Annotated in this window: 13 protein-coding genes and 1 tRNA gene; 9 read left to right on the top strand and 5 right to left on the bottom strand. The window is 70.2% G+C overall.

The features are described 5' to 3' along the window. The first annotated feature begins 125 nt into the window (after positions 1 to 125). Both ACTS11_RS08880 and ACTS11_RS08885 read left to right on the top strand, forming a co-directional pair. Complete coding sequence (locus tag ACTS11_RS08880) at positions 126 to 2,360, top strand: OmpA family protein (RefSeq protein WP_442639966.1); 2,235 nt, start codon at positions 126 to 128, stop codon at positions 2,358 to 2,360. A gap of 153 nt (positions 2,361 to 2,513) precedes the next feature. Further along, complete coding sequence (locus tag ACTS11_RS08885) at positions 2,514 to 3,173, top strand: CatB-related O-acetyltransferase (protein WP_442639967.1); 660 nt, start codon at positions 2,514 to 2,516, stop codon at positions 3,171 to 3,173. A gap of 80 nt (positions 3,174 to 3,253) precedes the next feature. Here the strand turns inward: ACTS11_RS08885 and ACTS11_RS08890 are convergent, their stop codons facing one another. Together ACTS11_RS08890 and ACTS11_RS08895 are read right to left on the bottom strand one after the other, a co-directional pair. Beyond that, on the bottom strand, positions 3,254 to 3,874 hold the full coding sequence (locus tag ACTS11_RS08890; protein WP_442639968.1) for a hypothetical protein: 621 nt from the start codon (positions 3,872 to 3,874) through the stop codon (positions 3,254 to 3,256). Positions 3,875 to 4,102: 228 nt separating this feature from the next. After that, a complete protein-coding gene (locus ACTS11_RS08895; RefSeq protein WP_442639969.1) occupies positions 4,103 to 4,363 on the bottom strand; it encodes a hypothetical protein in 261 nt (86 codons plus the stop codon). A gap of 141 nt (positions 4,364 to 4,504) precedes the next feature. On the opposite strand from ACTS11_RS08895, the gene ACTS11_RS08900 reads away from it, so the two are divergent. Further along, a tRNA-Trp gene (locus ACTS11_RS08900) sits at positions 4,505 to 4,580 on the top strand. Positions 4,581 to 4,592: 12 nt separating this feature from the next. Here ACTS11_RS08900 and ACTS11_RS08905 read toward each other — a convergent pair. Then, a complete protein-coding gene (locus ACTS11_RS08905; RefSeq protein WP_442639970.1) occupies positions 4,593 to 5,102 on the bottom strand; it encodes a YdcF family protein in 510 nt (169 codons plus the stop codon). Between the two features lie 90 nt (positions 5,103 to 5,192). Here ACTS11_RS08905 and secE point away from each other — a divergent pair, with 90 nt between their 5' ends. The 3 genes from secE (at position 5,193) to ACTS11_RS08920 (ending at position 6,709) form a co-directional block, all read left to right on the top strand. Beyond that, positions 5,193 to 5,384 carry a preprotein translocase subunit SecE gene (gene secE / locus ACTS11_RS08910; protein WP_442639971.1) on the top strand — a complete coding sequence of 64 codons (192 nt, stop codon included), beginning with the start codon at positions 5,193 to 5,195 and terminating at the stop codon, positions 5,382 to 5,384. A 184-nt stretch (positions 5,385 to 5,568) separates the two neighbouring features. Then, positions 5,569 to 6,102, top strand: coding sequence for a transcription termination/antitermination protein NusG (nusG, locus tag ACTS11_RS08915; protein ID WP_442639972.1), 534 nt, complete (start codon positions 5,569 to 5,571; stop codon positions 6,100 to 6,102). Between the two features lie 4 nt (positions 6,103 to 6,106). After that, positions 6,107 to 6,709 carry a YdeI/OmpD-associated family protein gene (locus ACTS11_RS08920; protein ID WP_442639973.1) on the top strand — a complete coding sequence of 201 codons (603 nt, stop codon included), beginning with the start codon at positions 6,107 to 6,109 and terminating at the stop codon, positions 6,707 to 6,709. Positions 6,710 to 6,727: 18 nt separating this feature from the next. On the opposite strand, the gene ACTS11_RS08925 is transcribed toward ACTS11_RS08920, so the two are convergent. Next, positions 6,728 to 6,922 carry a YgaP family membrane protein gene (locus ACTS11_RS08925; protein WP_442639974.1) on the bottom strand — a complete coding sequence of 65 codons (195 nt, stop codon included), beginning with the start codon at positions 6,920 to 6,922 and terminating at the stop codon, positions 6,728 to 6,730. Positions 6,923 to 6,992: 70 nt separating this feature from the next. Continuing rightward, positions 6,993 to 7,592: a Crp/Fnr family transcriptional regulator gene (locus ACTS11_RS08930; RefSeq protein ID WP_442639975.1), complete on the bottom strand. Its 600-nt coding sequence runs from the start codon at positions 7,590 to 7,592 to the stop codon at positions 6,993 to 6,995. A gap of 207 nt (positions 7,593 to 7,799) precedes the next feature. Here ACTS11_RS08930 and rplK point away from each other — a divergent pair, with 207 nt between their 5' ends. The 3 genes from rplK to rplJ form a co-directional block, all read left to right on the top strand. Then, entirely contained in the window at positions 7,800 to 8,252 is a 453-nt protein-coding gene (gene rplK / locus ACTS11_RS08935) for a 50S ribosomal protein L11 (RefSeq protein WP_442639976.1), read from the top strand. A gap of 2 nt (positions 8,253 to 8,254) precedes the next feature. Continuing rightward, positions 8,255 to 8,953, top strand: coding sequence for a 50S ribosomal protein L1 (gene rplA, locus ACTS11_RS08940; protein ID WP_442639977.1), 699 nt, complete (start codon positions 8,255 to 8,257; stop codon positions 8,951 to 8,953). 392 nt (positions 8,954 to 9,345) lie between these two features. Further along, on the top strand, positions 9,346 to 9,628 hold a 283-nt coding region (rplJ, locus tag ACTS11_RS08945), incomplete at its 3' end, for a 50S ribosomal protein L10 (protein ID WP_442639978.1).

Consider the following 9,628-nt stretch of genomic DNA (forward strand, 5'->3'; position numbering starts at 1 on the left):
CTGAACCGCACCGAAGCCCCGGCCCCCGCGCCGGGGCTTTCGCGTGTCCGGGTGCCGCGACGTGACCGGAACCCGCCCTTCGCGCCTCGCGTTGCCTCCGCGTGGCAACGGAGGAGGTTGAACCCATGCCGGCATCGAAGAATTCCACGGCGCTCGCCGCCATCCTCGCGTCGGCGGTGACCTTTGCGGGTCCGGCCGCGGCGCAGGAGGACAATGTCGCGGCGCTCGTCGACTGCGTGCTCGACGGCGAGGCATCCTGTCCGACCGGGATCACCGAGGCGGAGGTCGAGGACGCCGTCGACACCATCGTCGAGCGCACGGGCGACGACCGCGCAGCGGTGCGCCAGCGCGTCGAGGAGACGCTCGACGCGGCGGGCGTGACGATCGCACCGGCCGAGGCCGAACCGGAGGCTGAAGCGCCGCCGGATGCCGCGCCCGTCGAGGTGCCCGAGGCTCCGGAAGCGGCCGCCGAAGAGGCCACGGAAGAGGCGGCCGATGAGACCGGAGCCGCGACGGATCGGCCTGCCGACGCGGCCGCCGCACCTGAGGATGCCACTGCGGATACGGCCGGGGATACGGATGCCCCCGCGACGGAAGAGGCCCCCGCGACGGAAGAGGCCCCCGCGACGGAAGAGGCCGATGTCGCGGAAGAGGCGCCCGAGGACGCGGCGGAAGACACCGCGGTGCCGACCGAGGACGCATTGGAGGATGCCCTGGCCGAGGAGGCCGAGGCCGCTGGCGAAACCGGTGCCGAGGCCGATGCCGCCGCCGTGGAGGAGGCCGAGGACCTCCCCGAAGCCGGGGCGCAGGTCGATGACGACGCCGCCGCGCCTGCCGCGGGCGATACGCAGGCCGATGCCGATGCGCCTTCCGACACGGGTGCGGAGGCCGAAGCCGAAGTGGCGTCCGAGGCCGAGGTGCAGGCCGAGACCCCCGCGGCGGAAGAGGCCCCCGCAGCGGAGGAGGCCCCCGCAGTGGACGAGGCGGCCGCTCCGCAAGATGCCGACGGAGCCGACGGGTTCGAACCGCGGCCCGAGGCCGAGACGGAAGACACCGCCGACACCGCGGCCGGGGTCGTCCTGCCGGGCCCCGACGCCACGGCGCAGGAGATCGCCGCTGCGCTGTCCGGGCTCGAGGACGGGCCGGAGCGCGACGAGCTTCTGCGGCGGCTCGAGGAACGGCTAGCCGAGGATGCCGAGACGGCGCTGCCCGACGGCCCGACCGAGGCCGAGGCTCCCGACCCCGAGGAGCGCGAGCGCCGCGCGGCGATGGCCGAGGAAACCGCCGAGGCGGCGCTGGCGTCGCAGGCCCTGTCCGCGCTCGGCGTGACCGACGACGCCGCGGCCGAAGCGCCCGAAGCCGAGGTCGTCGAGAGCGAGAGCGTGGTCGTGACCGAGGAGACCTCGCGCTCGAGCGCGGAGGACGTGGCGGCCACGCTGACCGAGACGGAGGGCGAGGACAGCGACCGGAACACGCTCCGCAACATCCTCGGGGCTGCGGCGGCGGGCTTCGTCGTGGGCCAGCTCCTCGACAGCGGCGACGAGGTCGTGGCGCAGACCGGCGACCGGGTGATCGTCAACCGGAACGGCGAATACGTCGTCCTGAACGACGAGAACACGCTCCTCCGCCGCCCCGGCACGACGGTCGAGAGCGAGACCTACGCCGACGGCTCGACGCGGAACGTCTTCCTCCGCGAGGACGGGACCGAGGTGATCACGGTGCGCGCGCCGGACGGGCGCATCCTCTACCGCGCGCGGGTCGAGCCCGACGGGCAGCGCATCGTGCTGATCGACGAGACGCAGCGTTTCGAGCCGGTCCGCGTCGAGCGGTTGCCCGAACCCCGGCGCGTGCGCGTCATCGAGTACGAGCGCGGCATCGAGGCCCGGGCGCTCACCGAGGCGCTCGGCGAGGTGGAGACGGTGGAAGGTCTCGACCGGACCTACTCGCTCCAGCAGGTGCGCAATGTCCGCGAATTGCGCGAACTGATGCCGCGCATCGATCTGGAGGCGATCACCTTCCCCACCGGCTCTGCCGCGATCCAGCCGAGCCAGGCGCGGGAGCTCTCGGCGCTCGGCACCGCGATGGCGCAGATGATCGCGGAGGATCCCGACGAGATCTTCCTGATCGAGGGCCATACCGACACGGTGGGCGGCGAGATCATGAACCTCGCGCTCTCCGACCGGAGGGCCGAGAGCGTGGCGCTCGCGCTGACCGAGTATTTCGGCATCCCGCCGGAGAACATGGTCACGCAGGGCTACGGCGAGCGCTACCTGAAGTATCCCATCGAGGGCGACGTGCGCGAGAACCGGCGCGCCGCCGTCCGCCGGATCACGCCGCTCCTCCGGACGGTGGAACGCTAGCGGGCACGCGACCGCGAAAGGGCCGCCCATGCCGGGCGGCCCTTTTGCGTTTCGTGCCCCCGCCTGATAGGAAGGGGCGTCACCGATGGAGGAAGCCATGGACCTGCCCGCGATCTGAGCCGCCCGAAACGCCACTCGGACCGGAGGTTTTCCATGCCCTTGCCGTTCTCCAGCCCCGACACGCTGCATCCCCTGCGCCTGCCCGATGGCACCGCGCATCCGGGGACCGTGTTCCTCAAGCCCGCCATCGAGCATCCGCGTCTCGAGGTGGGCGACTATACCTATGCTTCCGCCCATGTGCCGCCCGACGACTGGGCCGCGCATCTTGCGCCCTGGCTCTACGCGTTCAGCCCCGAGCGCCTCGTGATCGGCCGCTTCTGCCAGATCGCCGACGGGGTGCGCTTCGTCACGTCGAGCGCCAATCATCGCCATGACGGGATATCGACCTTCCCCTTCGCGATCTTCGGCGGTGGGGAGGGGGATCCCTTCGCGCGCCCCTCGATGCCGGGGCCGGGGCCGGACACGGTCGTGGGTCATGACGTCTGGTTCGGGACGGGGGCGACCATCCTGCCGGGTGCGCGGATCGGGACGGGCACCATCGTCGCCGCGGGCGCGGTCGTCGGGGGCGAGGTGCCGCCCTACAGCGTCGTGGGCGGCAATCCGGCGCGCGTGATCCGGCCCCGTTTCGACGCGGAGACGGTCGCGCGCATTCTCGCGGTGGCATGGTGGGACTGGCCGATCGACGACATCCTCGCGCACGAGGCGGAGATCTGCGGCGGGGACATCGCCGCGCTGGAAGCCGTGGCCCGCTGAACGAGAAGACGCGCCCCGTATGGGGGCGCGTCGGTCTCGAAGGCGCCCGGAGCCGCCGGGGCGGCCCGGGCACGCGTCGCCTACGACTGGAGCACGCCGTCGATCACGCCGTCCACGCGGGTCTGGTCGCCCGAGGTGAGCGCGTTGTAGACCTCGAGCAGTTCGGCCTGCTCGAAGGTCGCGATCTCGTCGGCCGAATAGCCGCGGCGCTGAAGATACTCGATCGCCCGCTCCTCGGCACCCGAGGGATCGGCCGTGACCATCGCCATGTTCGCCTCGATGGCGCTCTCGATGGCGTTGCCGAGGCCGGTGTCGTCGCCCGAGGTCGCCGTGATGTAGATGTTGGCGATGTCTGGACCGGAGAGCGCGTTGACCATGTCGGGCGCGTAGCCGCGCGCCTCCAGGATGTCACGCACTTCCATCTCGACGTCCGTTTCGGGGAAGCTCTCGCGCGTCATCTCCGCGCCGTCCGCCGGAAGATCGTAGGACGCGATGAGCGCGTCGATGTTCGGCATCTCCTCGGACGTCGAGGCGATGTAGAGTTCGGCGATCTCGCCCTGCGTGAGCAGGTCGATGCTGGTCGCGGCATAGCCGTTGGCGACGAGCAGATCGCTCACCGTGGCCTCCACATCGGTCTGCTGCGCGGTGGCGGGCAGCGCGAGGGCGATGGCCGTCGTCAGGCTCAGGATCGTGCGTTTCATGTCGGTCTCCTTTCGAGTGCGTCGCACGGGCGCTCGCGCCCGGCGTCTGCCGACAAGACGCATGAACGCGCGCCATGTTCCCGGAACCTCCCGCGCGCGGTCGCGGACGCCCGCTCACGGCTTGGCCCGCGATCCCGGAATAGCCTTCCATGCAAGGACGCGCGGGCCGTCCGCAGGGGCGGGGACGGGCCTCCTTCACGATCGTTTGAGCCCGCGTTTCCGCCGCCCTCAGCGGACGAGACCGTATCGGCGGAAGATCGCCTCGATGCGCTGGTTCAGCATGAAGGCGGTGCCGTCGAAGCGCATGAGCAGCAGGTAGACCTCGCTGATTCCCGCGCAGTCGAGCAGGTCGTAGGGCAGGTCGTGCGCGATCCGGGGCAGGCTTGCCTCGACCGAGGCGCGGAGCTGGCCGCAGGTGTGCTTGTCCGCCTGTGCGGGCGTGCCCGGCGGAACGAGGGCGAGGGTCAGGGCGATCAGGGTGCGGTGCATGGGGTCCTCCCGTGCCGGTGCCCGGGGAGCCGCGTCGCGCGGTGCGGGCGTGCCCCAGCATAGCCGCCCGCCGGGGGGACCGGGAACCCCCATTCCCGGCTGGACAAGGCCCGCGATTGGTCCTATCCCGCTCTCCGGCCTAGGGGTGTAGCTCAGTTGGTAGAGCAGCGGATTCCAAATCCGCAGGCCGGGGGTTCGAGTCCCTCCGCCCCTGCCACCTCCGTCCCCTTTACCGGTGCAATCCGAGCAGCGTGGCGAGATAGGCCGGCACCTCCCTGAGCGCGCCCCTGACCTGCACCGAGAGCCGCCCCGTGGACCACGGCGGCGCGCTCGTCCCGACGGACAGGCCCGCGCGCCGGGCAAACAGGCGCGCGCGCGGCAGGTGGAAGGCGTCCGACACGATCAGGACCGACGAGATGCCGAGCCCCGCGAGGATCGGCAGGGCGAAACGGATGTTCTCGCCCGTGGTGGTCGAGCGCGTCTCGGGGTGGATCGCCGTATCCGGCACACCCTGCTCGACGAGAAGGCGCCGCATCACCTCGGCCTCCGCCGGGGGATGCCGTCCCGTGCCGCCGCAGGGAATCACGGCATCGGCCCGACCCTCGGCCCAGAGGCGGGCGGCGTGCAGCGTCCGCCGCCGGAGCGTCGGCGACGGGCGCTCGCCCGGCCAGACCGCGGCGCCGAGGACGAGGATCGCGCAGCGCGGTGCCTCCTTGCCGCCTTGCGTCGCTCCGGCCATCGGCTCCCTTCGTGTCGTCGCGTCGCGGTCGGCTTGCGTCCCGCGCCGTCGATGCGTATATCCGCCCCGATGTAGCCCGGGGGCAAGACCATGGCCAATCCGTTCCAGTTCCTGCAGCAGACGCGCGCCGAGATCGCCAAGGTGGTCTGGCCGACGCGCCGCGAGGTGCTGGTCACGACCGCGATGGTCTTCCTGATGGCCGTCGTCTTCGCCATCTTCTTCTTCGGCGTGGACTGGGTGATCCGCCAGCTTCTCGAGCTGACCCTCACCTTCTTCGGCTGACGCGGCCCCGACCGCAGGTCTTGATTTCCGCCAACGCGGCGGGTAAGGGCTTCCGCACTTCCCGAAAATGGCGTGCATCGAGTCGTGATGCACGCTGTTTCTTTTTCAGGGAGCGCCCTCGGGGCTTTGATCGTGAACGAAAAATCGCGCCGCAGGGTGCGAGCCTGGAAGGAACGCGAACGAGATGGCGAAACGGTGGTATTCGGTCAGCGTGCTGTCCAACTTCGAGAAGCGTGTGGCTGAGCAGATCCGCACCGCCGTCGCCGAGAAGGGCCTCGAGGAGGTGATCGAGGAAGTTCTCGTTCCCGAAGAGGAAGTGATCGAGATCCGCCGCGGCAAGAAGGTCACCGTGCCGCGCCGTTTCATGCCCGGCTACGTGCTCGTGCGCATGGACATGACCGACCAGGGCTATCACGCCATCAACTCGATCCCGCGCGTCACGGGCTTCCTCGGGCCGCAGGGCCGGCCGATGCCGATGCGCGACGAGGAGGTGAACGCGATCCTCAACCGCGTCGAGGAGGGCGAGGCGCAGCCGCGCTCGACCATCACCTTCGAGGTCGGCGAGAAGGTCAAGGTCAACGACGGCCCCTTCGAGGACTTCGACGGCATGGTCGAGGAGGTCGACGAGGACAACCAGCGCCTCAAGGTGACGGTGTCCATCTTCGGCCGCGCGACGCCGGTGGAACTCGAGTTCACGCAAGTCTCAAAGCAGAGCTGAGGCCGTGGGCGCGGACCCGCAAGGACGCGCCGACCCCCTCATCGACCGCTGGCTCGACAAGGACCGCCCCTGGCGGGCCGAGATGTCGCGCATCCGGGCGATCCTGCTGTCCCACGGGCTCGACGAGGCGCTGAAGTGGCGCGCGCCCTGCTACGTGGCGCACGGGTCGAACGTCGCCATTCTCCACGGGCTCAGGGATCACTGCGCGCTCGGCTTCTTCGTCGGCGCGCTGATCGAGGACCGGCACGGGCATCTCGAGGCGCCCGGGCCCAATTCGCGGTCGAGCCGCGTGTTGCGCGTGCGCAGCGTCGGCGAGATCGACGCGATGGAGGGCGCTCTCCGGGACTATGTCGCGCAGGCCGTCGCGATCGCGCGCGAGGGGCGCAAGCCCGAGATGCGCGCGGACGACATCGACCTTCCGCCCGAGCTCGAGGCCGCGCTCGCCGCCGATGACGGCTTGCGCGCGGCCTTCGAGGCGCTCACCCCCGGACGCCGCCGGGGCTGGGCGCTGCATGTCGGCGGCGCCAAGCAGGCGGCGACGCGGCGGAGCCGGATTGCGAAGGCCGGGCCGCTGATCCGGGCGGGGAAGGGGTTGCACGACCGCTGAGGCGGCCGCGCCGGACCCTCAGCCGCGCTTCATCGGGCAGGTGTTGATCCCGAGGATCGAGTAGAGCGGGCACATCCCGACGAGGCCCGTCACCAGCGGCACCACGCCGATCCAGCCCCAGGGCGTCTGCGGGCCGATGAAGACCAGCGAAATCAGCACGAGGCCGGCGATGATGCGCAGGGCGCGGTCGAGAGTGCCTTCGTTGCGGGTCATGATCGTGTCTCCTTGTCTGCGAACATGACACAAATCTACCGCGTCGGGCCGGCTCCCGTCGGTGACACTGTCACCTTTCGTCTGCGGCAATCCGTTCCAGACCCGCGACATCCACCAGGTCGATCCATCCCCGTCCCGGCCGCACGAGGCCCTGCCGCGCGAATTCGGCCAGCCTGCGCGAGACGAAGGCGCGGCCCGACGCGGTCTCGACCGCGAGCTGCTCGTGCGTGGCGGGAACGCGCCCCTCTCCGTCCCGGAGCCGCAGGAGGGCGCGGGCGAGGCGCGCGTCGAAGCCGATCAGCGCCACGTCCTCGACCAGTCGCTCGAAGTCGCCGAAGCGCCGGGCGACGGAGGTGAAGATCCCCTCGCGGAAGCCCGCGTCCCCCGCCATCCGGTCATGGAAGAGCGCGGGCGGCAGGAGAATGCCGGAAAGAGCCGTCTCCGCCACCCCGGTCGCGCGGTAGGTCGCGTGGTTGATGAGACAGGAGAAGGTCTGCAGGCAAACGTCGCCCGGCTGCACGCGGTACAGCACCACCTCGCGCCCGTTCGCCGCCGTCAGCGAGACGCGGATCGTCCCCTCCTCGAGCTGCACGAAGCCGGGGCAGGGCTCGCCCGGCGAGAAGACGCGGGCGCCCTTGGGCAGCGAAAGGCGGCGCGGGCGGAGGCTCATGGCGCGACGATGGCACGGCGCGCGCGCGCGGGCCAGCTTCGCGAATCCGCCTTGCGTCGCGGCGCGTCCCTGTCTATGGGACGCCCGTCGCTCCTTCAGGGGGCGCAGTCTTGCGTGGGAGGCGAGGCGGTCGCGACCGCCGGACCGGACCACGGCAACAAAGGCCGAGGGGCGCGCCCCGAGGCTGTTGGAGAAAGGAGTGGCCTCATGGCCAAGAAACTCGCTGGAAAGATGAAGCTCCAGATCAAGGCAGGGCAGGCGACGCCGTCCCCGCCGGTCGGTCCCGCTCTGGGTCAGCGCGGCATCAACATCATGGAGTTCTGCAAGGCGTTCAACGCGAAGACCGCCGACCTGGAGCCTGGTGCGCCGACCCCGACGATCATCACCTACTACCAGGACAAGTCCTTCACGATGGAGATCAAGACGCCGCCGGCGTCCTACTACCTCAAGAAGGCGGCGGGCCTGAAGCCCGTGGGCAAGCGCAACCGTCCGCGCGGTGCCGAGAAGCCGGGCCGCGAGACGATCGCGACGATCACCCCCGCGCAGCTGCGCGAGATCGCCGAGGCCAAGATGAAGGACCTCAGCGCGAACGACGTGGAATCGGCAATGCAGATCATCCTCGGCTCCGCACGGTCGATGGGCATCGAGGTGAAGGGGTAATCATGGGCAAGATCGGCAAGCGCCTGAAGGCCGCCCAGGCCGCCTTCGAAGGCAAGGAAAACATCACCGTCGAGGAAGCCGTCGCGCTGCTCAAGGCGAACGCCTCGGCCAAGTTCGACGAGACCATCGAGGTCGCCATGAACCTCGGCGTCGATCCGCGCCACGCCGACCAGATGGTCCGCGGCACGGTCAACCTGCCGAACGGCACCGGCAAGACGGTGCGCGTCGCGGTCTTCGCGCGTGGCCCCAAGGCGGACGAGGCCAAGGCCGCCGGCGCCGACATCGTGGGTGCGGAAGACCTGATGGAGACGATCCAGGGCGGCACGATCGACTTCGACCGCTGCATCGCCACCCCGGACATGATGCCGATCGTCGGCCGTCTGGGTAAGGTCCTCGGCCCGCGCAACCTGATGCCGAACCCGAAGGTCGGCACGGTGACGATGGACGTGGCCGAGGCGGTCCAGGCCGCCAAGGGCGGACAGGTGCAGTTCAAGGTCGAGAAGGCCGGCGTGATCCACGCCGGTGTCGGCAAGGCCTCGTTCGACGCCGACAAGCTGGCCGAGAACATCCGCGCCTTCGTCGACGCGGTGAACCGCGCCAAGCCGGCGGGCGCCAAGGGGACCTACCTCAAGAAGGTGTCGCTGAGCTCGACCATGGGCCCGGGCGTCTCCGTCGCCCTCGACAGCGCGACCGGCAACTGACCGGCGGCACGGCCGCTAACGACAGGGCGCATCCGCATTCGCGGGTGCGCCTTTCGCGTTCCGGGGCCGGGCCCTCCGCCTGTGGATTTTCCTTGACAGGGGCTTGGCAAAGAGACGCCCGCAGGATAGGCACCACCCTTGCGAGGGAGCGCGCGATTCGTCACGCGCTCTTTTGCGTTTCGTCCGAGACGGTGGGTCGGGGGATCCTCTCCCGATAAATCCTGCCCGAGACGGGATCAGACCAGACGGCCGAGGCTCCGTACGAGCGCTTGGGCGGGTTGGGTTCCCGTTGTTTGGCCGTGGGGCGTGTCCCCGCACCAACGGACCAAAACCGCCGGAGCGATCCGGTACCATCGAGCCGGGAGGGTCGCCTCCCAAACTGGAGTGAAACTGTGGATAGAGCCCAGAAAGAGAAAGTGGTCGAGGAACTCGGCCAGATCTTCGAAAGCTCTGGCGTCGTCGTGGTGGCACACTACGAGGGTCTCACGGTTGCCGAGATGCAGGACCTGCGCGCGCGGATGCGTGATGCCGGCGGGTCGGTCCGCGTCGCCAAGAACAGGCTCGCCAAGATCGCCCTAGAGGGAACCGCTGTCTCTGGCATCGCGGAATTCCTCACGGGCATGACCGTCCTGTCCTACTCGGAAGACCCCGTGGCAGCCGCCAAGGTCGCCGAGG

Source organism: Roseicyclus sp., from assembly GCF_052168335.1.
In the GTDB taxonomy this organism is placed as follows: domain Bacteria; phylum Pseudomonadota; class Alphaproteobacteria; order Rhodobacterales; family Rhodobacteraceae; genus Roseibacterium.

Excerpts from the sequence above, each read along its gene's own strand:
- ACTS11_RS08880 (WP_442639966.1), top strand. The coding sequence starts at position 126 with ATGCCGGCATCGAAGAATTCCACGGCGCTCGCCGCCATCCTCGCGTCG.
- ACTS11_RS08885 (WP_442639967.1), top strand. The coding sequence starts at position 2,514 with ATGCCCTTGCCGTTCTCCAGCCCCGACACGCTGCATCCCCTGCGCCTG.
- ACTS11_RS08890 (WP_442639968.1), bottom strand. The coding sequence starts at position 3,874 with ATGAAACGCACGATCCTGAGCCTGACGACGGCCATCGCCCTCGCGCTG.
- ACTS11_RS08895 (WP_442639969.1), bottom strand. The coding sequence starts at position 4,363 with ATGCACCGCACCCTGATCGCCCTGACCCTCGCCCTCGTTCCGCCGGGC.
- ACTS11_RS08905 (WP_442639970.1), bottom strand. The coding sequence starts at position 5,102 with ATGGCCGGAGCGACGCAAGGCGGCAAGGAGGCACCGCGCTGCGCGATC.
- secE (WP_442639971.1), top strand. The coding sequence starts at position 5,193 with ATGGCCAATCCGTTCCAGTTCCTGCAGCAGACGCGCGCCGAGATCGCC.
- nusG (WP_442639972.1), top strand. The coding sequence starts at position 5,569 with ATGGCGAAACGGTGGTATTCGGTCAGCGTGCTGTCCAACTTCGAGAAG.
- ACTS11_RS08925 (WP_442639974.1), bottom strand. The coding sequence starts at position 6,922 with ATGACCCGCAACGAAGGCACTCTCGACCGCGCCCTGCGCATCATCGCC.
- ACTS11_RS08930 (WP_442639975.1), bottom strand. The coding sequence starts at position 7,592 with ATGAGCCTCCGCCCGCGCCGCCTTTCGCTGCCCAAGGGCGCCCGCGTC.
- rplK (WP_442639976.1), top strand. The coding sequence starts at position 7,800 with ATGGCCAAGAAACTCGCTGGAAAGATGAAGCTCCAGATCAAGGCAGGG.
- rplA (WP_442639977.1), top strand. The coding sequence starts at position 8,255 with ATGGGCAAGATCGGCAAGCGCCTGAAGGCCGCCCAGGCCGCCTTCGAA.